25 protein-coding genes are annotated in these 21412 nt (G+C 56.4%); 14 read left to right on the forward strand and 11 right to left on the reverse strand.

What is annotated here, in order from left to right:
• Positions 1 to 39 precede the first annotated feature (39 nt).
• The gene (locus CS910_RS11625; RefSeq protein ID WP_099212257.1) at positions 40 to 513 is read left to right on the forward strand and encodes a pyruvoyl-dependent arginine decarboxylase; all 474 of its coding nucleotides are present in this window, start codon (positions 40 to 42) and stop codon (positions 511 to 513) included.
• Here the strand turns inward: CS910_RS11625 and CS910_RS11630 are convergent.
• Positions 507 to 983: a hypothetical protein gene (locus CS910_RS11630; protein ID WP_099212260.1), complete on the reverse strand. Its 477-nt coding sequence runs from the start codon at positions 981 to 983 to the stop codon at positions 507 to 509. The genes CS910_RS11625 and CS910_RS11630 overlap by 7 nt on opposite strands.
• A 93-nt stretch (positions 984 to 1076) precedes the next feature.
• Between CS910_RS11630 and speE the strand changes: the two genes are divergently transcribed.
• The 6 genes from speE to CS910_RS11660 are packed head-to-tail and all read left to right on the forward strand — an operon-like array spanning position 1077 to position 5227.
• On the forward strand, positions 1077 to 1922 hold the full coding sequence (speE, locus tag CS910_RS11635; RefSeq protein WP_099212263.1) for a polyamine aminopropyltransferase: 846 nt from the start codon (positions 1077 to 1079) through the stop codon (positions 1920 to 1922).
• Between the two features lie 5 nt (positions 1923 to 1927).
• On the forward strand, positions 1928 to 2803 hold the full coding sequence (locus tag CS910_RS11640; protein ID WP_158523842.1) for a lysylphosphatidylglycerol synthase domain-containing protein: 876 nt from the start codon (positions 1928 to 1930) through the stop codon (positions 2801 to 2803).
• Between the two features lie 42 nt (positions 2804 to 2845).
• Positions 2846 to 3577: a creatininase family protein gene (locus tag CS910_RS11645; RefSeq protein WP_099212268.1), complete on the forward strand. Its 732-nt coding sequence runs from the start codon at positions 2846 to 2848 to the stop codon at positions 3575 to 3577.
• Positions 3555 to 4235, forward strand: coding sequence for a hypothetical protein (locus CS910_RS11650; RefSeq protein WP_099212271.1), 681 nt, complete (start codon positions 3555 to 3557; stop codon positions 4233 to 4235). Before CS910_RS11645 ends, CS910_RS11650 begins: the two co-directional genes overlap by 23 nt.
• Entirely contained in the window at positions 4225 to 5037 is an 813-nt protein-coding gene (locus CS910_RS11655) for a hypothetical protein (RefSeq protein WP_099212274.1), read from the forward strand. Before CS910_RS11650 ends, CS910_RS11655 begins: the two co-directional genes overlap by 11 nt.
• A gap of 46 nt (positions 5038 to 5083) precedes the next feature.
• Entirely contained in the window at positions 5084 to 5227 is a 144-nt protein-coding gene (locus CS910_RS11660; RefSeq protein ID WP_099212277.1) for a C2H2-type zinc finger protein, read from the forward strand.
• Positions 5228 to 5301: 74 nt separating this feature from the next.
• On the opposite strand, the gene CS910_RS11665 is transcribed toward CS910_RS11660, so the two are convergent.
• From CS910_RS11665 to CS910_RS11675, 3 genes are read right to left on the reverse strand one after another with little or no spacing between them, the layout of a single operon-like run.
• Positions 5302 to 6318 carry a cell wall-binding repeat-containing protein gene (locus CS910_RS11665; protein ID WP_099212280.1) on the reverse strand — a complete coding sequence of 339 codons (1017 nt, stop codon included), beginning with the start codon at positions 6316 to 6318 and terminating at the stop codon, positions 5302 to 5304.
• Positions 6319 to 6363: 45 nt separating this feature from the next.
• Positions 6364 to 7038, reverse strand: coding sequence for a metal-dependent hydrolase (locus tag CS910_RS11670; protein WP_099212283.1), 675 nt, complete (start codon positions 7036 to 7038; stop codon positions 6364 to 6366).
• Between the two features lie 49 nt (positions 7039 to 7087).
• Entirely contained in the window at positions 7088 to 7951 is an 864-nt protein-coding gene (locus CS910_RS11675) for a type I restriction endonuclease (protein ID WP_099212287.1), read from the reverse strand.
• Between the two features lie 60 nt (positions 7952 to 8011).
• On the opposite strand from CS910_RS11675, the gene CS910_RS11680 reads away from it, so the two are divergent.
• From CS910_RS11680 to CS910_RS11690, 3 genes are read left to right on the forward strand one after another with little or no spacing between them, the layout of a single operon-like run.
• On the forward strand, positions 8012 to 8815 hold the full coding sequence (locus CS910_RS11680) for a class II glutamine amidotransferase (protein WP_099212289.1): 804 nt from the start codon (positions 8012 to 8014) through the stop codon (positions 8813 to 8815).
• Positions 8816 to 8819: 4 nt separating this feature from the next.
• Positions 8820 to 9227 carry a CBS domain-containing protein gene (locus tag CS910_RS11685; protein WP_042690647.1) on the forward strand — a complete coding sequence of 136 codons (408 nt, stop codon included), beginning with the start codon at positions 8820 to 8822 and terminating at the stop codon, positions 9225 to 9227.
• A 6-nt stretch (positions 9228 to 9233) separates the two neighbouring features.
• A complete protein-coding gene (locus CS910_RS11690; RefSeq protein WP_173866257.1) occupies positions 9234 to 10748 on the forward strand; it encodes a metallophosphoesterase family protein in 1515 nt (504 codons plus the stop codon).
• Here CS910_RS11690 and CS910_RS11695 read toward each other — a convergent pair.
• Both CS910_RS11695 and CS910_RS11700 read right to left on the reverse strand, forming a co-directional pair.
• Positions 10720 to 11580 carry a 2-phosphoglycerate kinase gene (locus CS910_RS11695; RefSeq protein WP_099212291.1) on the reverse strand — a complete coding sequence of 287 codons (861 nt, stop codon included), beginning with the start codon at positions 11578 to 11580 and terminating at the stop codon, positions 10720 to 10722. The genes CS910_RS11690 and CS910_RS11695 overlap by 29 nt on opposite strands.
• Positions 11577 to 12878 carry a 2,3-diphosphoglycerate synthetase gene (locus CS910_RS11700; RefSeq protein ID WP_099212294.1) on the reverse strand — a complete coding sequence of 434 codons (1302 nt, stop codon included), beginning with the start codon at positions 12876 to 12878 and terminating at the stop codon, positions 11577 to 11579. The genes CS910_RS11695 and CS910_RS11700 overlap by 4 nt, the downstream gene beginning before the upstream one ends.
• A 136-nt stretch (positions 12879 to 13014) precedes the next feature.
• Between CS910_RS11700 and CS910_RS11705 the strand changes: the two genes are divergently transcribed.
• Both CS910_RS11705 and CS910_RS11710 read left to right on the forward strand, forming a co-directional pair.
• The gene (locus tag CS910_RS11705; RefSeq protein WP_099212296.1) at positions 13015 to 13194 is read left to right on the forward strand and encodes a hypothetical protein; all 180 of its coding nucleotides are present in this window, start codon (positions 13015 to 13017) and stop codon (positions 13192 to 13194) included.
• A 62-nt stretch (positions 13195 to 13256) separates the two neighbouring features.
• Entirely contained in the window at positions 13257 to 14132 is an 876-nt protein-coding gene (locus CS910_RS11710; protein WP_099212299.1) for an MBL fold metallo-hydrolase, read from the forward strand.
• On the opposite strand, the gene CS910_RS11715 is transcribed toward CS910_RS11710, so the two are convergent.
• From CS910_RS11715 to CS910_RS11725, 3 genes are all read right to left on the reverse strand, one after another.
• A complete protein-coding gene (locus tag CS910_RS11715) occupies positions 14066 to 15391 on the reverse strand; it encodes an ATP-binding protein (protein ID WP_099212301.1) in 1326 nt (441 codons plus the stop codon). The two genes, CS910_RS11710 and CS910_RS11715, sit on opposite strands and share 67 nt — an antisense overlap.
• A gap of 87 nt (positions 15392 to 15478) precedes the next feature.
• The gene (gene cas4 / locus CS910_RS11720) at positions 15479 to 16144 is read right to left on the reverse strand and encodes a CRISPR-associated protein Cas4 (RefSeq protein ID WP_099212302.1); all 666 of its coding nucleotides are present in this window, start codon (positions 16142 to 16144) and stop codon (positions 15479 to 15481) included.
• Between the two features lie 120 nt (positions 16145 to 16264).
• Positions 16265 to 16600 (reverse strand): hypothetical protein, encoded by a 336-nt coding sequence (locus tag CS910_RS11725; protein WP_099212527.1) that lies wholly within the window; start codon positions 16598 to 16600, stop codon positions 16265 to 16267.
• A gap of 89 nt (positions 16601 to 16689) precedes the next feature.
• Between CS910_RS11725 and taw2 the strand changes: the two genes are divergently transcribed.
• Both taw2 and CS910_RS11735 read left to right on the forward strand, forming a co-directional pair.
• On the forward strand, positions 16690 to 17535 hold the full coding sequence (taw2, locus tag CS910_RS11730) for a tRNA(Phe) (4-demethylwyosine(37)-C(7)) aminocarboxypropyltransferase Taw2 (RefSeq protein WP_099212305.1): 846 nt from the start codon (positions 16690 to 16692) through the stop codon (positions 17533 to 17535).
• A 28-nt stretch (positions 17536 to 17563) separates the two neighbouring features.
• Positions 17564 to 18808, forward strand: coding sequence for an ATP-binding protein (locus tag CS910_RS11735; protein WP_223211966.1), 1245 nt, complete (start codon positions 17564 to 17566; stop codon positions 18806 to 18808).
• Here the strand turns inward: CS910_RS11735 and CS910_RS11960 are convergent.
• Positions 18791 to 18952, reverse strand: coding sequence for a hypothetical protein (locus CS910_RS11960; RefSeq protein WP_158523843.1), 162 nt, complete (start codon positions 18950 to 18952; stop codon positions 18791 to 18793). The two genes, CS910_RS11735 and CS910_RS11960, sit on opposite strands and share 18 nt — an antisense overlap.
• A 33-nt stretch (positions 18953 to 18985) precedes the next feature.
• Positions 18986 to 20905 carry an aldehyde ferredoxin oxidoreductase family protein gene (locus CS910_RS11740; RefSeq protein WP_099212312.1) on the reverse strand — a complete coding sequence of 640 codons (1920 nt, stop codon included), beginning with the start codon at positions 20903 to 20905 and terminating at the stop codon, positions 18986 to 18988.
• Between the last annotated feature and the right edge of the window lie 507 nt (positions 20906 to 21412).

Below are 21412 nucleotides of genomic sequence, written 5' to 3' on the forward strand. Positions count from 1 at the left end.
AACCGGTGGAGTGATTGAAGAAGTTTTAAGGTGGTGAAAATGAGCTGGACTACCCCGAAGAGGGCATTCATGGGCGCCGCCGCCGCAGAGGGCGGAACCAAGCTCAACGCCTTCGACAACGCACTCCTTAAGCTCGGCATCGGAAACGTCAACCTCGTCAAGCTCAGCAGCGTTATTCCGGCACACATCGAGTGGATGGAGAAGGTCCACGACGTTCCGATTGGAATGCTCCTGCCGACTGTCTACGCACACATCGAGAGTGACGAGCCGGGTATGACCATCAGCGCGGCCCTTGGAGTCGGAATAAGCAAGAACAACGAGGGTGGACTCATCTACGAGTACGCGGGCTACTGCAGTGAGGAGGAGGCTAAGGAAATCGTCAGGAAGATGGTGGAGGAAGGCTTTGCAAACCGCGGTTGGGAGCTTGGGGAGTTCAAGGTGGCGAGCGCCGAGATAACAGTCAAGGATAAGCCCGCCGCGGCCATAGCGGTCGTCGTCATGTTCCCCTACTGAACCCTTCTCTTTTCAACGAGGGTGAACTCCCTCTCCCCTGTCCTTTCAAACACCATCTCGTATCGGACCTTTCCCTTGACAGCCCAGACCTCAACGATTGAATCCCCAGTCATCCAGAGAACGTCGAAGCCGAGCTTTCTCAGCGCCTCACCTAAGGGGCCTTCAAGCCTTACACCGGGAAGGAGAAGCCTCGGGACGCCCTTTCCTTGAAGGAAGCGCCATAGCGACACGAAGAGTGCCCTCGGACTGCCCTCGTCAGCGGGAAAGACGAAGAAGAGGACCCCATCGTCGAGGAAGCGCTCGAGGCGGTAGTCATCGAAGAAGGCAACGTTTAACTCAACGCTCAATTCCTCGCCACCGCTAATCTCTCCTACTAAGTGCGGGATTCCAGTCCGGGCTTCCTCACTGATTTCAGCCCAGAGTTCGGCAATCCTTTGCGCCAAAAGCCGTCTGAGCTCCGACTCAGCCATCGCTACCAACTCGCGGGAGGGCTTTAATAACTTTGCCCCGTGAAAACCCATAGGTTTAAAACCCGAAGGGCGAGCTAAGCTCAGGTGAGGTTCATGGGCTACAGCGAGGAGGAGAGGGCCTTTATCGAGTGGTATCCGAGGGGCTACGGCGTCGGTTTCAAGGTTAAGGAGAGACTCTTCGAGACGCAGACGAAATACCAGAGGCTCGAGCTCTACCAGACGGAGGGATTCGGCAAACTGCTCGTCCTCGACGGGACTGTTCAGCTCGTTGAGATAGGCGAGGAGAGCTACCACGAGGTTCTCGTTCACCCGGTCATGCTCGCGCACCCGAACCCGAGGAGGGTGCTCATCATAGGCGGTGGCGACGGCGGGACGCTGAGGGAGGTGCTCAGGCACGAGAGCGTTGAGAAGGCCACGATGGTCGAGATTGACGAGACCGTCGTCGAGGTCTCGAGGATTTACCTCGGCATAGACAGGGGCGCCTTCGACGACCCGAGGGCCGAGCTGATAATCGGCGACGGCGTGGAGTATCTGAGGAATATCAAAGAGAGCTTCGACGTCATAATCGTCGATTCAACCGACCCCGTCGGCCCGGCGAAGCTCCTCTTCTCCGAGGAGTTCTACCGCTCGGCCTACGAGAGGCTCAACGAGAAGGGCCTCTACATCACCCAGGCAGGGAGCGTCTACCTCTTCACCAACGAGCTCATAGACGCTTACAAAGCGATGAAGAAGGTCTTCGACAGGGTTTACTACTTCAGCTTCCCGGTGATAGGCTACGCGTCCCCCTGGAGCTTCCTCGTGGGGGTTAAGGGAGACGTGGACTTCAGGAAGGTGGACGTGAGCAGGGCCCCGGAGAAGCTCTACTACTACGACCCCGAGAGGCACGAGACGCTATTCCAGATGCCACGCTACGTCAGGGAACTCCTTGAGAAGGAGTGAAGGGTGTGAACTGGAAAAAACTGGCAACGCTGTTGCTCACAGTCGTTATAACCGCCTACCTGCTCCACAAGGTCCAGGCCGAAGCCTCCAGGGTTAGCCTTAGCCTCTCAACCCTTCTCTCTCCATACTTTCTCCTGGCGGTTCTCATGGGTCTAACCGGTTACCTCCTCTACACGCTCCTCTGGTACGTCTACGTCCACCACGCCTCGGGGGTTTCGTTCAGGAGAACCCTCTTGGCGACGCTCTCAGGAACGTACCTCGGCTTCTCGCTCAACAACGCGGTTGGAGTTCTCGTGAAGGTCAAGCTCCTGGGCACCGATTACTGGTACACGATGGGCGTCGGCCTGCTTGCGATAGCAACCGAGTTCCTGTCGGGTCTGCTCCTGGTTGCCCTCATCGGAAGGAACCCCGTGGCCCTCGTTCTGGCCGTTGCGCTTATGGTGGCCATGGTCTTCGATGCCGTGACGTACTACACGCTCGCCCCGATATTCAAGCTCCTCCGGGCTGGAGAAACATTGGACAAGATGTTTTCGGGCTGGCACAGGGTAAGGGGCGACACACGGACGGTGCTGTTGGCCATCGGAGCAGGGATGGCTCTTTCTCTCAACAACGCGGCCACCCTTTATCTCGTCGGACGGGCAATGGGACTGACGTTCCCGTATCTAAAGGCAGTTGAGGCGATACTCTACTCAAACTTCCTGGGCGGAATCCTTGGGACCCCCGGCGGTGTGGGTGCCAACGAACTCGGCGTCACGATGGCGATAGGCGACAATCCAGACGGAATCGTAACGGCCTTCCTCTACAAGTTCATAACACAGTACGCCTACGCAATCATCGGCGCGGTCGCTTTCTACCGGGTCGTTTCAAAGGAGCTGGAGTGAAAACCTAATTAACCATAACCTCGAGCTTAAACCGGTGGTACCATGAGACTCGAGGAACTCACGTGGCCAGAGTTTGAGAGTGTTAAGAAGAAGGTAAAGGCCGTTATACTCCCCATCGGAAGCGTCGAAGCCCACGGGAGGCACCTACCCCTCGGCACTGACGTCTTCGCGCCGGTGGAGATAGCGAATCGCGTTGATGAGAAGCTGAAGGAGAAAGGGATTGATATTCTCGTGGCCCCTCCGGTGTGGTACGGGCATACATTCGTTCTCAACGTCTACCCCGGGACGATAAACGTCTCAGCCGATGCGCTGAAGGCCTACGTGGCCGAAATCCTGCGCGAGTTCGCAAGGGAAGGCTTTAGAAGGCTCGTTCTCCTCAACGGGCACGGCGGAAACCACTCCCCGCTGGTTCTGGCATCGGAGGAAGTTGCGGAGGAGTTCGACGTCGAAATATGGCTGATAAACTGGTGGCTCGATTTCAGGGAGGAAATCCTTGAGGTCTGCTCAAGCCAGGGGCACGCAGGTGAGGACGAGACGTCGGTAATCCTCGCGATAAGACCCGAACTCGTGAAGATGGAAGAGGCCAGAGGAGAGAGGAGAACGAGGAAAGTCCGGGTCATAAGGAGGGACATCGGTTTCGAGCTCTTTCCGGATGGTGTCAACGACGACCCAAGGAAAGCGAGCGCTGAAAAGGGTGAGGTGATACTCGAAAGGGTCAGCGAGAGGATAGCCGAACTCCTGGTGGAAGCGGATGAGGAAGGAAATGGTTCTTGAGGAGATTGACAGGCGGATAAAGCGCCTTCAGGCAGAGATAGAGATAGCCGAGACAGGATTAAAGAGAATTGAGGAGCTTGGCGCCAGGGCAAAGGGGCCGGAGGTGAAGGACTACTCCCCCTATTACCTCGCGGGAATGCTCCTCTGGTTCGCAATAGGCCTCGTTCTCCTCGTGGTCATCTCAAGGAGGGCCCCCTCAGGTGTTAAGATACCCACCGGGCTCTACGCGCTGATGATTATCGCCTTCAGCGTGCCCCTTGCCTACTACCTCCTGACGAGGGAGCGGAAGGAGGAGCCCGGAAAAGACCTTCTCGAAAGGGAGAGGATGGCAAGGCTCGTTCTCAAGGCCTTCTACGAGCCCCTGAGAAGGGCCGTGGAGATGGACGACAGGAAGGCCCTCGAGACCCTTGCGGATGAGCTCCTGAGGAATCCAGCACTCGCGAGCGCAATCGAGAGGCTCGGTGAGGGCGACCCGAAGGTCATCGCCTACGCCCTGCTCCTCTACGCGAACTTCAGGGATGGCCTTGAGAACGAGGTTGCGGAAACTGCGGAAAGGGTTCACAACAAGCCCGTAAAGGCCCTCCTTCAGTCCCTGTTTGAGCCGAAAGGTTATAACGGTGAAGGGAGCTCGATAGAGGGGGAAGACCATGAGGTTTGAAGTTCTCACCAAGGACGATATGAACGCCCTCTCGCGCGAGCTCAGCAGGGCGGGAATAATGAACAGGACGAAGGAAGAAACCAGGGCCGAGATTGAGCACTACGTTGTAATCCGGGGCACCTACGCCGAGCTCGTCGAGGTGGCCTCAGAGGTTCCGGCCATAGGTGAGGAGCTTGAGGCCGTCAAGCTGGCCTACGACGAACTTCTCGAAAACTGGGAGCCCAGCGAGGTTAAGGAGCTCGGAACCCTCTTTGAAGAGCCCGACTTGCCAAAGCTCTCGGTTGTGAGCGCACTGATTGAATCCGGGGCGATAGAGGAAACTGACGAGAGCTTCCTGCTGAAGGAAAGAGTTCCCCTTGACGCGCTGAGCCTTGAGCTGCGCTTCCCGATTGAGGAAATCGGCGACGAGCTTGAGGAACTTGAGGAAAGGTTAAGGGCAACACTCGTAACCGAATACACCCTTGAGAAGCGCTACTACGTTGAGGTTTTGGAGGTCGAGAGGGAGCTGATAGAGACGGCCCTTGAGGTGGCGGAGGACTACGCGACCGAGGAGAGCTACGTCGAGGCGATGTTCGACGGAATAGCCCGCTCCGTTTTGGCGGAGAGAATCCTTGAGCTGGCCGAAAAGTATCGGAGGAAGAACGAGCTCATCGAGGCAGTCATGGAGCTCGAACCGATAACCGTCGAGGGCAGGAACGAGAGGATAAACATCTACTACGACGAGGACGCGATAGAGGACTTCTTGAAGGTTCTTCAAACGCTCGGCTACCTCAAGGTCAAGGGCAATAGGATATGGATTTAGCAAAGTTTAAAAGCCCGAACCAAAACTCCGCTCGGGGGTGGAGGAGATGGCGGTGTTGAAGGCCATCAAGATTAAGGACAGGGACGGGGAGATAGTCTTCCGCTGTCCGAGGTGCGGAATGGTCTTCCGCGATGCCAAGGCCTTCACGAGGCACGTGAACAGGGCTCACGGCCATCTCTTCCGCAGGTGATTTCCTTCTTTTCTTGCGGGATGAAGAAACAGCCAGGACCCTGAAAAGTGATGAGCGGAGGGCTTAGCCGACCGCTACTCGCGCATGACGATTTCCTTCGTGAGGCGGACTATGAAGGTTTTCCCGACCTTTTCCCTCTCGACGAGCTGTTTCTTCTCGAGCTCCTGAATGATTCTGCTTATCGTCGGCCTTGAGTAACCCGTCAGTTCTGGCAGTTCCTCCTGCTTTACTGTTCCGCCCTTGTCGAGGATTGCCTTAACGACTATGCGCTCCTTCTCGGTCAAAACCTCGATTGGAACCTTGTTGGCGGACCACTTCTTCTTGGCGTAGTAGAGTGAAGCCGGAATCGCGACCGCGAGGGTGAGGATTACCGCACCGATGACGAGGGTCCAGTTGGTTCTCGCGGGCGGTGTCGTCGGAGTAATCGTTATCTTCAGGTTCTCCTTGACCCAGTAGGTTTGGTACCCGAGGTGCTGTAGCTCGGTTTCGACGTTCTTTGACATGCCCGCGCCGATGAGGACCACGAGGTTGGGGTGGAGCTGCTTAAGGGCCGTGATGACGGACTGGGAAAGGTTGTCCGGGTTGGTGAGGAGGAGAGGGTTGTTGTAGTTCATCGCCCATCTGGCCGCGGCGAGAGCAGAGCCGTAGTCGCTTGCACTCGCGAGGATTACAGTCTTGGCGCCATTTGGGTAGAACTCCTCCGCGAGCTTAACGGCCGTGTCAACCCTTGTGGCGCCGCCTATTCTCGTGACTTGGAACCCCAGGTTGATGAGCTGCTCTTGAACGGTTTGACTTATGGCCTTGTAGTCACCTATGACGAGTACCTTGTACCAGCCGAACTGTTCATAGCTCTGGAGCTGGGCAAGGGTCGTTGAATCAAGCTTTTGGGGATTCACGGGGAGTATAGGGACTCCGAGCAGCTTTGAATATGGAAGCGCAACTATGTAATCTATCAGGTTATCGTTTCGGACGATTATAAGGTCATACGGTGGGGTTTCGCCCGTGGACTGAGCGAGAACTGGACGGGTGAGCGGGAGGAGAAACACAAAAACCAGCACGATTACCGCGAAAACCCGAACGTACCTTCCCATTTCACCACCTGAAAAGGAGATAAAGGGAGGCTCTTAAAAGGTTTTTCAAAGCTCAAGCTCCTCGCCGGGCTTGAGGATAACGACCTCGGCCTTGTCTCCAACGAGCCTCTTGAACTCCTCGGGGTCGGCCGAAATCGGGGGCCAGGTGTTGTAGTGCATCGGAACGACCTTCTTGGGCTTGAGCAGTTCGACGGCCTTTGCCGCTTCCCTCGGGCCCATCGTGAAGTGTCCGCCTATCGGGAGCAGGGCAACGTCAATCGGGCCGTAGAGCTCGCTGAACAGGCCCATGTCGAGGAAGACGAAGGTGTCGCCGGCGTGGTAAATCGTCTTTCCATCGAGCTTGACTATGTAACCGCAGGGGTTGCCGATGCTGTGAACGCCGTCGCTGCTGGAGTGCCAGGCCGGAACCTGGACGATTCCGACGCCGTCAACCTCGGTGGGGCCGTAGTTCATGCCGATGACCTCAACTCCCTCGGCCTTCTGAGCGATGTAGTTCGCAACGTCGAACATGGCGACTATCTTTGCACCGGTCCTCTTGGCTATCTCGACCGCGTCTCCAACGTGGTCACCGTGGGCGTGGGTAACGAGTATTAGGTCGGCCTCAACCTCCTCCGGCTTCACCGCAGCCTGCGGGTTGTCACTGAGGAACGGGTCTATCAGGATTTTCTTGCTCCCTTCAATCAGAAAAGCCGCGTGTCCAAGGAACTTCACCTTCACCATGACCATCACCTCGAAGATAAAATAACCAAAGCACACTTAAATGTTTCGACTAAACTTCCACCCCAATCTTTATTCCCTCGTCCTTCTCTATCTCACGGAGGAAGAGAACGACCTTCTCGGGTGGAAGCTCCATCCCAGCGAGCAGTTTCTTGGCTTTTCTAACCTCTTCCCGCTTTTCTCCGCTTGACCTTCCCTCAAGGTAGTCAAGAATCGCCAGGAGGGCCCCTTTAAGGCTCCTGTCGCCGAGGGGTAGGGGTTTCCAGCCGTTTTCATGAACGTAGACTGCCTTCGGAACCTCAACGCCCGACAGCTTGTCCACGGGCACTATTGAGGGTTTGCCCCTCGCGCGGAGGTAGTTCAGCAGGGTTTCTTCGTCGAACCCCTCGTTTACCAGGCTCTTGTAGGCTATTTCAAAGGCGTTAAGAAGCGTAGCGAGGCGCTCCAATTTCCCTATCCTGTCCTTGGAGAGCAGGGAAAGCTTTACGAGCACCCGCTCAAGGGGTTCCTCCTCCAAATCTACCGTGAAGAGAATTCTGTCCCTGAGGGAAGTTCCCTCGGCAAAGGCCTTGGCAACAACCCACTTGGCACCGTTGGTGAGGATTCCGTAGCGGACGCCCCTGCTGAAGCAGTAGCGGGCGAGCTGGCGGAGCGGTTCGTCGCGTTTTATGACGTTCACCGAAAGGTTCTTCGCCTCAAGGAAAGCCACAATCTCGCCGTTGAGGAGGAGCGCGTAGTCGGCCCTCCCGTCCTCGGTCCTCTCCTCTGGCCTGACCTCCTCGGGGTTGTTCCAGTCCCAGCCGAGGGCCGTCATTATCTCGCCTATCAGGTGTTGCTTAACAGCTTCCTCGTTCCTCTCGTAGAGCTTCCTGTGTAGACCAATCCGCGACATAACGTTGAGAACCGCGCGCTCCATTCCCTCACCTTTTCCCCGTTGGTAAGGCCACCTAAAAGCTTTTGGGGTTTGGGGACGTAGATGATTGAGGTGGACACCGTGTGCAGGATACTCTTTGCCATGGGGCCGGGGGAGGGGATTGAGCCCCTCGCCAGGGCGTTCATGAAGTCCGCCGAGAACGACCCCTACCGCGCGAGGAGGGGCGGTAAGAACCAGCACCGCGACGGCTGGGGTTACGTCCTCCTGAGCGATGGAAGCGTTCATCACTACCGCTCGGCGAGGGCAGTATTTGAGGATGGGAAGGGATTTTCAGGGCTCGTTGGGCTCCTTCGGGAAAGCGATAATGCCGTTCTCCTCGCCCACGCGAGGGCATCCTCCCAGGGCTCGCTCGGGCTCTTCAACGTCCAGCCCTTCGCCTTCTCCACGAGGCGCGGTTTTTCCTTCTGGTTCCTCCACAACGGCGACCTCGACAAGGAGAAGATTATCGAGCTGGCGGAGTTCGAGGGGGAGGACCTGAGGGACACCTCGGACAGCTACGCCTTTTCAGCCTACCTGTGCAGGGCCCTTCAGAGGCCTGAAAATGAAGAACTCCTGAAACACTACTCCCTCGGGGCGTCGCTGACAAAGACGACCTTCAACACGGCCACGCTCTTCCTCCTTCCCGACGGGGGCTGGAGGGCCTTCGTGACGGCATACATGACCGACGATTACTGGAAGAACGACCTCCACAGGGACTACGCGAGGTTGATTGAGCTCGACGGCGACGTTTTTGTGGTTGCGAGCTCGACCCTTGAGCTCTACCACAAAGCGGATTGGAAGGACATCCCAAATGGCACTGCACTCCTAATAACGCCGGATGGAATCGAACGCCTTCCCCTGGGGTGATGGTATGGACGAGAACGCCCCGATTCGGGTTTACATGACGCGAAAACTCATTGGCGTTTCGCCTGAGGATACGGTAAAGCGGGCCTGCGAGGTCATGATGGAGTTCGACATAGGCTCGCTCGTCGTTGTGGAGAACAACGAGGTCGTGGGCTTCTTCACGAAAACCGACGTCATACGGCGCGTTGTGATTCCAGGGAAGCCTAACACGACACCGGTTCGGGAGATAATGACCCGGGAGCTCGTTACGGTAGACGCCAACACCCCGCTCCGCGAGGTTCTCGACATAATGGCCAAGAAGGGCATAAAGCACATGCTCGTGAGCGAGAACCGGAAAATCGTCGGGATATTCAGCCTCAGCGATTTGCTGAGTGCGAGCAGGAGAAAGCTTGAAACCGCCATAGCGGCGGAGTGATGTGCCATGATAAGGATTGCCCACATAAGCGACACCCATATCACCGGCGAGAGTGCCTACAAGGGCTACGCCTACGACCTGATAGCCAACGAGGTGAACAGGCTGAACTTTGACTTCGTCGTCCACACCGGCGACGTCACCAACAACGGCCTCCGCGAGGAGTACGAGAGGGCCGAGTACGAGCTCAAGAAGATTCAGAAGCCCCTCGTCGTCGTTCCGGGCAACCATGACGTCAGGAACGTCGGCTACGACTTATTTGAGGACTTCATCGGCCCGCTCAACGGCGTCTACGAGTTCAAGGACGGCGTCCTCATCTGGGTGGACTCGACAATACCGGATTTAAGCGACGGCAGAATCGGGAAGCACAAGTTCCGCTGGCTGAAGGAGAAGCTCGAGGAGTACTCCGACAGGAGAATCAAGATAGTGGCTTCTCATCACCACCTCGTTCCACTCCCGAACACCGGGCGCGAGAGAAACGTCCTTTTCAACGCTGGCGACGTCCTTGATTTGCTCCTCAGGAACGATGTCACGCTCTACCTCTGCGGTCACAAGCACGTCCCCAACGTCTACCGCGTCGAAGACCTCGTCGTGGACAACGCCGGATGTACCTCCTGCCGGAAGACGAGGCGCGGTGACGTCAACAGCTACAACATCGTCACGATACACGACGATGGCAAAGTGGAAGTCACGATACGGCGCGTCACGGGCGAGGAGGTTAAAGCTCAGCACAGGCCGGTTAAGCCAAAGCTCTTCGTCCCCAGGGGGAGGAGGCTCCTAAGGATAGTCCAGCTCAGCGAGAGCAAGGTCTCGGACAGGGTTTACTTCAGGAGGAAGGTGCTCGAGAACGTGGTGAACCTGATAAACAACCGTCTCAAGCCGGATATCGTCGTCCACAACGGCGACGTCGTCGACATGGGCATCGAGCGGAACTTCCAGCGGGCCAGGGAGCTATGGGATAAGATTGAGAGGCCGAAGCTCGTCGTCCCCGGCCACAGCGACATGACCTACCTCGGCTACGAGCTCTTCCCCGAGTACTTCGGCGAACCTGAACCGCTCTCCTTCGACGGATTCACTTTCATTCCGGTCTCAACACCGCAGTACGAGACCGAGATAGGCGTCGTGGGGAGGTTCGGCCAGAGGAAGCTGGCGGAGGAAATTGAGGAGGCCGAGAACTTTCGGGTTGTCTTCATGCACCACAACGTCGTTCCAATACCAAGGAGCAGGGAGCGCGGGTTCCTTGAGGACGCGGGTGACGTGCTGAAGCTCCTGACCGAGAAGGGAGTTGAACTCGTCCTGACAGGCCACGGGGGCAACGCCTTTGCAGTTCGCGTAGAAAACACAATCGTCATAAACGCCGGCTCGGTCAGCTGGGAGCTCCACAGGAACCCCTTTGGAAACAGCTTCAACGTTATAGACGTCTACCCGTGCATGGTGATAGCCTTCGAGGTTCAGGCGACGTGGGGGAGCAGGAGGCTCCTCGGGGTGTGGAAGCTCAAAGGCTCTCGCGGAGGCGCTCCATGAGGTCCTCCATTATTTCGTTCACGGTCTTTTCGAGCTCAACGTTCTCTATGACCTTTACCCCGTGCTCCTTGGCCCTTCTGACTATGTACTCCTGAAGCCAGAGAATCTCGTCGAGGTGCTCGAGGTAGTACTCGGCCGGCCTCTTGCTGTAGCGCGAGCGCTCGTAGAAATGGGCCTCCAAAGCCTTCCTGTCGCTCACCGTCAGGATGTACATGAAGGCGTTCTCATTGGTCTCGATGAAGCCCGGAATTAGGTGTATTCCCTCGATTATCGCGTTCATCCCCTCGCGCTGAACCCTGTCGAGGACGGCCTTAACGCCCACAGAAACGTGCCTAACCTGGCTCTCGAAGCCCTCAATCAGACTGCTCGCCCCCTTGAGCTCGCGCCATGCTAAAAACGATGAGGCGTGCAAATCGGGCAGAAGCTCCCTCGCGATTATCTTCCTCATGACCTCGCGAACGGTGTCGGTGCCGATTATCGTCCTTATCGAGAGCCTGAAAGCCAATTCCGTCGCTATCGTGGACTTTCCGACGCCGGTAACGCCCCCGAGGAGGACGACGAGCGGAATCTTTTTCCTCCTGAATTCGCGCCAGAAGAGGTAGCGCTCTGCTTCTTTCTTGAGCCCGTGTTCGATGAGCTTCCGGTAGGTGAGCTCCCTTATCTCGTCAGTGCTAACAACCCTTTTCCTCTTCTCCACGAGCTCCCGCTGAACCTCGCTCGCGATTATGTAGGCTATGCCCACATCCACCCCGGCTAGGGTTATAGAACGCGTGAGTATTCCGCGCGAAAACGGCAGTTGAACCCTTCTCTCTGGGTCCGTGACGATTATCATCTCCCCACCACCCTCCTGGCGAGCTCCAGAACTGCCTTTCTAAGGTTCTTGCCGTCCACGTTGACCGGCTCGTTGGCGAGGTAGATTACCTCGATGCCCCTCTCAAGGGCCCACCTCGTCATGACGTCAACGGCGGCCGCCTTCAGCTCAACGAGGACTGCCTCAACCCCCGCTTTTCTTCCGAGTTCCGCGAGGTCCTTCTCGAGTGCGGGCCTCTTCGAGAGGTTTCCGCTGGTGAAGACAACCTCGGCACCGAGGCTCTCGATATCCCCAACGGCCCTCTCAATCGCCTTCCACGATGTTGTGAAGAGCGCAACCCTCTTCCCCGAGACCTCGCCGAGCGGTTTCGGCGTGAACCGGACCAAGTGGACGTCAGCGTTGGGATTAACCCACCTCACGAAGTCCCGGAACTCCTCGGCCTTCCGGGGCTCAACGTCCGCCATGGTGATTATCGCTATATCCGCCAGACCAATCCTGAAGGGCCCGAAGAAGCCCTCGACGGTTTCCCTTGGCTGGAGGGCGCTGAGGACGGTGATGTAGCCGTCCGCCAAAACCGGTGGAATCGTTGCCCCGCTTCCCTCTGCGATTATGAGGTCGTGAGGAAGCTCCTCCGCGAGTTTTATTCCCTCGTAGACGATATGAAAGAACGGAAAGCCCGCCATTCCTCCTCCACAGCGCCGGCATCCTATGGTCGTCACTCCAGCGACGAGTGCGTCCTCGTAGTGGTCCGAAGCGGCGTGCTTGCCCATCTCCGCGAGTTTTAGAAGGTTCTCGGGCGTCAGCTCTTCCCTCTCGCCGTCTATGAGCTCCGGCCTCTCCGGCCCGCCCCTTCCCATCGTGACAACCACGGGACGGTACCTCTCCTTCAGAACCCTCGCGACGAAGCCCCCTATTGCCGTCTTTCCGACGCGCTTTCCGAGGCCGAGGACGCTTATCGTGGGTTTTGACGGCTTTATCAGCTCTCCGGGCCTGAACTCGAAGTCGGCCCCTCTGTATGCAACTCCATTGCGCAGGCAGATTGACGCTATCTGAAACCTCGCGCTATAATCTACGACTGGCTCGTCGCTCAGGTCAACGACCTCGTCAACATCGTTCTCTAAAAGCGCCAGTTCAAGGGCTTTCAAAGGGTCCTCATCAACGTAAAGCCTTACCCCAAGCTCTTCCGCAAGCTTCTCGGGCGAGCCTATCTTTTCACCACCCCCGAGGAAGACCGCACAGCACACGTCGCCGAGTTTTTCAATCGCCCACCTCGTCACAGGCGGGTAGTGCTCGCCATCGATTAGGGCGAGCCTCCTCATTCCCTCACCTCATACTCGATTACCTCGGGTTAATTTAACCTTTTCCGTTTTTCCAAGCACTCTCGGAGGAGAAAAGTTATAAAGGGGAACGATGAACTAAGGACGGCCTTAAAGGCCAGATAAGGAGGTGTGTAAAATGGCCGAGTTGATTGTTAAGTCCAAGGTTAAGGAGCTCGTTAAGAACATCGACCCCGAGATGAGGGTCAGCCCGGAGTTCTACGACGCCCTTGAGGAGGAGCTCAAGGTCCTCGTCGAGAAGGCCGTCAAGAGGGCCAAGGCCGAGGGGAGGAAGACCCTCTACGCCAGGCACGTCTGATGCCCCTTTTCTTTCCTTCCAAAGCCTTTTATTGATTGGTCCCTAACTTCTTCGGTGGTAGTATGGCGTTGAGAAAACTCGGCGATTCTGCTTACCTTTACCCCGGAAGTCCGTCAACTCTCCTTCGGGTCGTCGATGGAGGGGCCGTTCTCGTTGACCCTGGCCACGGGAGCGGGAGGCACAAGGACCTCAGGCGAGAATTGCGGAAGCTCGGTCTCCCCCTCAAAGCCCAGCTTGCGACGCACGGTCATGCAGACCACGTAGCGGTTTCTCCGAAACTCGACGCTCCCCTTTTCGTTCACCGATTCGAGTTCTCCATAGCCGAGAGCCCCCTCAACAGGGAAATCCTGACCTTCGGTTCGAGGGCACCGAGGGGTTTTCTGGCGTACTCTGCCGGTGAAGTGAAGGTTCACGCGGTCTTCGAGTGGGGTGATGAGCTTTTTGGACTGGAGGCCTTAAAGCTGAACGGCCACTCCCCGGGAATGACTGGGTTCCTTGATGAGGAGAACAGTCTTCTCTACGCGGGAGACTCCTTCTTCGGCGAAAAGCTCATCGGTGCGGTTGGCGTTCCATACCTCGTGGATTGGGCCCTTTTCAGGGAGTCCCTCACAACGCTCAGGGGCTTTGCCGAGAAGGGCTACCTGCTCATTCCCTCGCACGGAAGGCCCGTGAAGGGCGACGAAGCCGTTGAAACGCTCGAATTCAACCTCAATCGCCTGGAGGAAGTTGAGAAGCTCGCCCTTGAGTTCCTCCGGAAGCCGATGACCGTTGAAGAGCTCGCGCTCGGAATAATGGGCCACTACCGCGTCGAGGTTACCCCGCAAAAGCTCGCCCTGAACCTCGTGCCCCTCCGGGCCCTTATAGCCGAACTCTACAACCGCGGGCTCATTGAGGCGGTGGTCGATAACGGGCTCAGGTGGGTTGTGAAGAGGGAATGAGCCGTTAAAAACTTCCACAGGGGCACAACCTCGACTGCAACCCCGTCCTTTACCAGCTTTTCTTCGTCCTCCCACGTGACAACGAGACCCCTCTTAACCCTCAGCGCTTTTGCGACCCGAAAGAGGTTGCCGAGCTCCCTGTCGGACGTTCCCTCCAAAGAGAACGTCACTTGGATGGGGAGCATTCCGTCCGCCCGCAAAATGAAGTCAACTTCTCCCTTTTCGTCCCTCCAGTAAAAGAGCTCTCCCTGCGTCAGCGAGTAGCTGAGCTGACGTTTAAGCTCCAAAAACACCGCGAGCTCAATCAACTTGCCGCGCGATGGATGGCTCTTGAGCGACATCGCCGTTGCGAGTCCGGTATCAACTGGATAGACCTTTCTCGGGGCCAAGAGCTGTCCCTTCGGCTTGAACGAAAACCGCCTGAGCTGGAATATCAGATAAGCGTCCTCAAGATAGGAGACATAGTCCCTGACGGTGTGAATGTCTTTGAGGCTAACTATGGAGCCGAGCTTGGAATATGTAAACTCGGAGGAGTAGTTGGAGAGCAGGTATAGGGCAAGCTCCCTTAACGCGCTTCTGTGCCTTACCCCGTGCCTCAGAATCACGTCCTTTTCGACCACATCCCGGTATATCTGGTTCAGGTATATCCTTCCGAACTTTAGAGCCTCGGGAAAGCCCCCGATGTTGAGGTATTCCTCTAAGAGCCGTTTGACCCTGCTGACTTCCCTGTCCGAGTACTTCCATTCTTTTGAGAGCCCAACCCCCCTGAACGAAAGGAACTCCCTGAAGGAGAAGGGATAGAGCGTAATTGGGAAGTGCCTTCCGGTCAGATAAGTTGCCAGCTCGCCGGAGAGCAGGCGAGAGGACGAGCCAGTAACGATGACCCTTTTGTTAAGCCTCAGTCTCGAAACGAACCTCTCCCAGCCCTCAACTTCCTGAACCTCGTCGAGAACAACGAAATCAACCTCGCTCCAGAGTTCCCTTGAAGCGTTTAGGAGCCTTTCAAAGTCTCCACTTGTAAAGCCCGTTAACCTCTCGTCAAAGAAGTTCACGTAGAGGAACTTATCACCGGCCAAACGCCAGGCCATAACTGATTTTCCGGAGCGCCTCACGCCCAGTATTGCCAAGACGTTCGGGGTGGAAAGAAGTGACTTCGCGCTTTCCTCTGCTTCCCTCGGGATTATTCTCTCACGTTCCATGAACTCAAGCATTTCCTCCCTCTGGGAGATGAGTATCCTTTTCAACTCTTCAACCCGCATGAACCCTTTTGGGCATCGATGCCCTTAAACTTTGTGGTCACAAATCCCAAAGATTGGCAGGAACTTTGTGATTACCAACCACAAAATTCACTCGTCCCCTGGATAGCAGAGGTAGCGGTAGGGACAGAACTTACAGGCGTAGCTCCTCCAGCCCTCTGGCGGTTTCCCTTTCTCGTAGGCCTTTTTGACCGAATAGAAGTGCCTTAGGGTTTCTTTGAAGAGCTTACCGTCGTAGGGAATCTCAAAGGCCCTGAAGTTCGGGCCTTTTATCACCGGAAAGTTCGACATGTCGAGCTTGCCGATTATCTTCGTCGGCTCGTCGTGGAGTTTAATATAATATAGGTATCCGTATTCCGCCTCGGCCCACCGCAGGTAGACGTTGAGCTGGGCCAGATGGTAGTCGTAGGGCACCTTCGGTAGGCTCGTCTTCCCCTTAATCTCGATTGGAAACTCACGAAACGCATCTATTCTCCCGTGAATCTCGAAACCGAGCTTCCTTGAGCGCAGGACGAGATGCCTCTCAAGCTCGAAGCCGAAACGTTTGCTAAGAATCTGCCCAAGGACCTCGTGGGTTTTAACGCCCTGGTTCAGCCTAACCTTGACGTTCTCGGGCCACCTCGGAGGGTAGCCCTTCAGGCGGAAGTATATCCTCCTCGGACAGGTTAAAGCCTCGCTCGCGTAGAACTCCATCAGCCCGTCGTTTTCAGCGCTTCCGTTGTTTCCCACTTCTCTTCCCTCCGGTGGGCGGTTCATCGGTCCGCGAACCTCCCCGCCCCTGCGTCAGCTAATACCGACGTCATCACAGTTCAGACTGGGCAAGGGTCGTCATCCGCGAAGAGAGGTAGAAGGGAAGAATTTAAAGCTTCTGGTCTGTTAGAGAATCATTCTCTTCTTTTTCTTAATCGAGTAGCTGAGCCCGTAGGCCGGCCAGATGCTCGGGGGTTGCTCGTAGTGGTGAAGGTTTCTCAAAATCTTCTCGGCCGACCTCTTGTCCCGGGCCTTAACCCTCAGGACGCCTTTGTCGAGCTCGACAACCCCATCAGCGAGGCGAATCGTCAGCTTCGAGCCGTCCACCTCGGGCCTGGCGCGCATAAGAAGCCTGCGGTAGTCTTCATAAGCCTCTTCGCTCAGCCTCTGCTCAAGAAGTGCCTCCTCCTTACGGCCAAACAGCCTCGAAAACAGCCCACTATTCGGGGGCTCGTCCTCCATATCGTTCATCGACCTCCGATGGTTCTCACCCTAAATCCGTCCTTTAAGTTTTTAAGGCTTTCCTATCGCTTTTTGACGAAGGGACCAAGATGAGAGCGAAGCGAACCCAGGTCATAAAACCCCGCATACGGGAGATGCTCTCGAAGGAGCTTCCGGCCGGGCTGGTTAATTTGCTCCCCAAGCACTGGGTCCAGATTGGCGACGTCCTGATTCTGCCCCTCAGGCCGGAACTTGAGCCCTACAAACACAGGATAGCCGAGGTTTACGCGGAAGTTCTGGGCGTTAAAACCGTCCTCAGGAAGGGCCACATACACGGCGAGACCAGGAAGCCGGACTACGAGGTTCTCTACGGCAGGGACACCGTTACCGTTCACGTTGAAAACGGCGTCAAGTACAAGCTCGACGTGGCGAAGGTCATGTTCTCGCCGGCCAACGTCAAGGAGCGCGTCAGAATGGCGGAGGTGGCGAGACCGGGCGAGCTGGTCGTTGACATGTTCGCGGGAATAGGCCATCTAAGCCTCCCGATGGCCGTCCACAAGGGGGCGAGGGTCATAGCGATTGAGAAGGACCCCTACACCTTCCGCTTCCTGGTCGAGAGCATCTGGCTGAACAACGTCCAGGACCTGATGACGCCCTACAACATCGACAACCGCGACTTTCCAGGCGAGAACATAGCCGACAGGATTCTGATGGGCTACGTTGTGAAGACCGCCGAGTTCATACCGAAAGCTCTGAGCATAGCGAAGGACGAGGCGATTGTTCATTACCACAACACCGTGCCAGAGAGGCTGATGCCCGAGGAACCCTTTGCGACCTTCAGGAGGATAGCGAGGGAGCACGGCTACGAGGCCGAGAAACTAAAAGAGCTGATTATCAAGCGCTACGCCCCCGGCGTCTGGCACGTGGTCGTTGACGTTAGGGTGTTCAAGCGTTAGGCTTTTAAGAATAAGCAGAATTAGTATAATGGTGGTTATACTAATGGCCATTATAGAAAGGTCCGAACTCGACGTTGCCCTCAAAGCGAAGTGGTTGCTCCTCTACGGGCGCAGAAAGACGGGAAAGACGTTCTACGTCCGCGAAAGGGGAAACTATGCGAGATACTTCATCGTTACGAGGGGCTCGGAACTCATCGATGTGGAGACTGGAGAGAGAATGACCCTTGACGAGTTCATGAAGTTTCTTCCGCTCCTTCTCCAAACAGGTAGAATAGTCGTTGACGAGTTTCACCGCCTTGGAGAACCGTTCTTCTCGCTTCTCCAGGGCCTGTCAGGGAAGGGTGAACTGACCCTCATAACCTCGACGAGGCATTACTTCAGGAGGTTCCTCGGGGAGAGCAGTCCATTGCTGGGCCTCCTCCACGCCCATGAGGTGGGTCTCGTCAGGCCTTCTGACGCCCTGAAGTTCGTTCACGCCATTGGTTTTGAAGGCAAGCCTCTCGTTGAACTCGCCGTTCTCGTTCAGGAACCGTGGCTCGCTCCTACGGTGGAATCCTACGGCGTCGAAACCTTTGACGTCCTCGGTACCGTTCTCAAGGACTACGTTCCCGGCCTCGTGGGTGAGATATTCACCGAGGAGGAGCGCGAGCTTACCCGGAGATACTGGGCAATCCTCGAGGCCGTTGCCGGGGGAAAGGTAAGCACTGGGGAAATAGCGGGGGAGCTATCTTCCCGGGGATTGATGGAGAACGCTTCCCCGGGAGCTGTAGCGCCATACCTCGAAACCCTCGCGGGAATGGGCTTGCTTGAGAGAATCCCAGTCTTTGGAAAGAGGAGAAAGGTCTACCGCTACCGCCACGTATCGCCCCTCGTGGACTTCGCGTACTACCTGAATTCAAAATACGGTTTCTTCGAGACGGGTCTTCCCCAGAAAACCGTCCACAGATTGCTGGAGGAAAAACTGCCCCGCTACGTAGAGGTGTTCTTTGAACGTCTCTTCGCCCAGCACTACGGCCTTCAGCCAGTCAGGATTGAGAAGCCGGAACTTGAGCTCGACGTTGCCCTTGTGAAGAACAGGAGGCTCTACTTGGTTGCCGAGGTCAAGTGGAAGGCGAAGCTCAGAGAAAGGGACCTTAGAAAAGCCGAAAACAAGTTTGAGAGTGCTGGAGCTGAGGTTAACCTCCTCGTCGTTCCGGACAGGAGCGTCCTCCCACGGGAGCCCGAGAATGCAAGGGTCTTTGACTGGAGGGACGCTTTAGCGCTCGCCCCATAACGGCTCCCAATCCTCACACACGAAGTTCATGTGGACGGTCTTCATGTGCTTCCTGCACATTCCGTAGGTCAGGAAGTAGGAATCAATCGGCCCGAACCAGCGACAGTTCTTGCAGGCCTTGAGATTTTCGTCCATTTCCTTCACCTAGGAGAATAAGAGGGGAGGGAATAAAAACCTTCAGATTCCCGCTCCGATGTCGTCCGCGATGTCCGGCAGGTCGAGGGCCATGAGCTTGGCCTTGGTCGGGATTCCGTCCCTGCTCCAGCCCCTTGCCTGGTAGTACTCGTCGAGCATCCTGTCGAGCTCCCACGGCGGGACGTGCAGGCCCTTGCTCGGTCCCTCTGGAATCGGCTCCCACATAATCCTGTAAGGCAGGGTGTCGTCCTTCCTGGTGAAGCCCTCGCGGACGTTGAAGGCGCGAGCGATGTTCATTATCCTCTCTCCGATGACCATCAGCTCGGCCTCGCCGATGTTCATGCCGGTGACGGCCTCAACGAGCTCAGGGAAGCCCTCAAGGAAGTACATGTGCCTTGAGAACTTACAGACACCGGTGGCGTCGTAGATTGCCATGAGGTTCTCGTGGAAGGCAATCTCGAAGCCCTTGTTCTCGCCCTTGGTCCTGTCAACGCCCTCGAACTTCCACCACTTGCCGACGAGCTCGGTTCCGTAGGCACCGCTGGTGAGGTGGTCGGCGCCGCGGACGTTGACCGCGAAAGCCAAAGCCATTCCCTTTATACCGCGGACGTCGTAAGCTGGAGGCTCCATGCCCTTGACGTGCATGGCGAACTTCTCGCTTCCCCTGCCGAGCCTCTCGCTTGCCCTTTTAACACCGTCGGCGAGAAGCTTTCCAAGGTTGCCCTCACGGTAGGCCATCTTCTTGAGCGCCTCGACTGCGGCCTCGCCGTTGCCGAAGGTCAGCTCAAGGCCGTCCGCCTCTTCTTTGGTGAGCAACCCTCTCTCGTAGGCCTCCATGGCCCAGGCGATTGTGACACCGGCGGAGATTGTGTCGAGGCCGAGCTCGTCCGCGAGGTAGTTGAGATACGCGACGGTCTCGAAGTCGTCGAGCTCGAGCGCGCCACCGAAGGAGTAGAGGGTCTCGTACTCCGGACCGTCGGTCATGAAGGTGCCCCACTTCTCGCTCTCAACCTTAACGTACTGGCTGCAGGGCTTGTTACACATTGGACAGGGTCTTCTTCCGACGCGGTACTTGGGCGCCCAGTAGTAGGGGTCAATCTCAATGTGAACCCTGAACTGCAGTCCCTTCTCCTGCATTTCCTTGAGCCTTTCGTAGGCCTTCTTGAAGAAGCCCATCTGCCAGTTCCTAGTCGGGAAGGTTCCCCTCTCCCTGTTCATCCAGTCGAGGAACTCACCGCTTCCGTAGTCCATGTCCGCCTTGGTCGCAGGGTGGTCCTTGAATATCATGGCCCACTTCTTGATGAGCTCGCGGAGCTTCTCAGGCTCGGCAATCGGTATCTTCTTGGTGCCCTTGACGACGATTCCCTTGAGCTTCTTGCTTCCGAGAACTGCTCCGGGACCGCCCCTACCGGCCTGTCTCTCGTCGGTGTCCACCGTCGCGATGAGGCTGAGGTTCTCGCCGGCCGGACCGATGAAAGCGGTCGCGAAGCCCGGGTACTCCTCCTTGGCCTTCTTTCTCGCCTCGCCGGTGGTGAGGCCCCAGTACTCGTTTGCCGGAACGAGCTTGACCTCATCGTCCTTGATGTAGAGAAGAACCGGCTCCTCACTCTGCCCCTCGATTATGAGAACGTCGTAACCGGCCTTCTTGAGCTCCTCACCCATTTTAGCACCGGCCATCGAACGGCCGTAGGCACCGGTGAGCGGGCTCTTGAAGTTGAAAGCGGTTTTGGAACCGGTTCCGATTCCGGTTCCAACGAAGAGACCGGGGGTGATAATCATCTTGTTCTCGGGTCCGAGCGGGTCGGCTCCGGCCGGAACCTCGTCGTAGAGAAGTCTCGTTCCAAAGCCGACGCCGCCGAGGTACTTCCTCGGGAAGTGCCCGGGAAGGGGCTCGACCTTAATCTCCCCCGTTGTCAGGTTGACTCTCAGAATCTTACCCCAGTAACCACCTTTAACTTCCATGCGGTATCACCTCGAAGATTTTTCGGGGAGGGGAATATAAGGGCTTCGAAAAGGGGTACATTTGACAAAACTGGGGGAGTTAAGTCCATTCGTTAACTTGAGCGAACTTTCATGTACATTATCATTCAAAGAACTGGGAAGGGAGAGTTGATCATGAATAGAGTCTCAAAGTTAGTTCATGAGGTTTCAAAACCCAACATAAGAGGACAGAATGTACACTAACCAAGTGCAACTTTGACTGGGGTTTAACACTAAACAATGATTTTTTGTTTTTGGCGTCCAAAGGACGCCTTCTTCAAGTGAAACACTTGCCAAGCAAGCTTTTGGGAAAAGCTTGACCAAGGAAACTTTGCCTTCGCAAAGCTTCATCAAAGTTTGTGATTCTTTTAACGGGGTGTTTTGAGAGGGTTTGCGCTTTTAACGGGCTCTTGTAGAATGTGAATTCCCAGATTTTGGAAGCTTTCTCATTTAGGTTTGCTTTTCTCGCGCTCCCCCGGAGCGCTTCTT

It is taken from the genome of Thermococcus henrietii, assembly GCF_900198835.1.
In the GTDB taxonomy this organism is placed as follows: domain Archaea; phylum Methanobacteriota_B; class Thermococci; order Thermococcales; family Thermococcaceae; genus Thermococcus; species Thermococcus henrietii.

Excerpts from the sequence above, each read along its gene's own strand:
- CS910_RS11695 (WP_099212291.1), bottom strand. The coding sequence starts at position 11,580 with ATGATAATCGTCACGGACCCAGAGAGAAGGGTTCAACTGCCGTTTTCG.
- taw2 (WP_099212305.1), top strand. The coding sequence starts at position 16,690 with ATGAGAGCGAAGCGAACCCAGGTCATAAAACCCCGCATACGGGAGATG.
- CS910_RS11725 (WP_099212527.1), bottom strand. The coding sequence starts at position 16,600 with ATGGAGGACGAGCCCCCGAATAGTGGGCTGTTTTCGAGGCTGTTTGGC.
- CS910_RS11735 (WP_223211966.1), top strand. The coding sequence starts at position 17,564 with ATGGTGGTTATACTAATGGCCATTATAGAAAGGTCCGAACTCGACGTT.
- CS910_RS11715 (WP_099212301.1), bottom strand. The coding sequence starts at position 15,391 with ATGCGGGTTGAAGAGTTGAAAAGGATACTCATCTCCCAGAGGGAGGAA.
- CS910_RS11680 (WP_099212289.1), top strand. The coding sequence starts at position 8,012 with ATGATTGAGGTGGACACCGTGTGCAGGATACTCTTTGCCATGGGGCCG.
- CS910_RS11625 (WP_099212257.1), top strand. The coding sequence starts at position 40 with ATGAGCTGGACTACCCCGAAGAGGGCATTCATGGGCGCCGCCGCCGCA.
- cas4 (WP_099212302.1), bottom strand. The coding sequence starts at position 16,144 with ATGAACCGCCCACCGGAGGGAAGAGAAGTGGGAAACAACGGAAGCGCT.
- CS910_RS11710 (WP_099212299.1), top strand. The coding sequence starts at position 13,257 with ATGGCGTTGAGAAAACTCGGCGATTCTGCTTACCTTTACCCCGGAAGT.
- CS910_RS11650 (WP_099212271.1), top strand. The coding sequence starts at position 3,555 with ATGAGGAAGGAAATGGTTCTTGAGGAGATTGACAGGCGGATAAAGCGC.
- CS910_RS11630 (WP_099212260.1), bottom strand. The coding sequence starts at position 983 with ATGGCTGAGTCGGAGCTCAGACGGCTTTTGGCGCAAAGGATTGCCGAA.
- CS910_RS11690 (WP_173866257.1), top strand. The coding sequence starts at position 9,234 with ATGATAAGGATTGCCCACATAAGCGACACCCATATCACCGGCGAGAGT.
- CS910_RS11740 (WP_099212312.1), bottom strand. The coding sequence starts at position 20,905 with ATGGAAGTTAAAGGTGGTTACTGGGGTAAGATTCTGAGAGTCAACCTG.
- CS910_RS11645 (WP_099212268.1), top strand. The coding sequence starts at position 2,846 with ATGAGACTCGAGGAACTCACGTGGCCAGAGTTTGAGAGTGTTAAGAAG.
- CS910_RS11660 (WP_099212277.1), top strand. The coding sequence starts at position 5,084 with ATGGCGGTGTTGAAGGCCATCAAGATTAAGGACAGGGACGGGGAGATA.
- CS910_RS11705 (WP_099212296.1), top strand. The coding sequence starts at position 13,015 with ATGGCCGAGTTGATTGTTAAGTCCAAGGTTAAGGAGCTCGTTAAGAAC.
- CS910_RS11685 (WP_042690647.1), top strand. The coding sequence starts at position 8,820 with ATGGACGAGAACGCCCCGATTCGGGTTTACATGACGCGAAAACTCATT.
- speE (WP_099212263.1), top strand. The coding sequence starts at position 1,077 with ATGGGCTACAGCGAGGAGGAGAGGGCCTTTATCGAGTGGTATCCGAGG.
- CS910_RS11655 (WP_099212274.1), top strand. The coding sequence starts at position 4,225 with ATGAGGTTTGAAGTTCTCACCAAGGACGATATGAACGCCCTCTCGCGC.
- CS910_RS11700 (WP_099212294.1), bottom strand. The coding sequence starts at position 12,878 with ATGAGGAGGCTCGCCCTAATCGATGGCGAGCACTACCCGCCTGTGACG.
- CS910_RS11670 (WP_099212283.1), bottom strand. The coding sequence starts at position 7,038 with ATGGTGAAGGTGAAGTTCCTTGGACACGCGGCTTTTCTGATTGAAGGG.
- CS910_RS11675 (WP_099212287.1), bottom strand. The coding sequence starts at position 7,951 with ATGGAGCGCGCGGTTCTCAACGTTATGTCGCGGATTGGTCTACACAGG.
- CS910_RS11665 (WP_099212280.1), bottom strand. The coding sequence starts at position 6,318 with ATGGGAAGGTACGTTCGGGTTTTCGCGGTAATCGTGCTGGTTTTTGTG.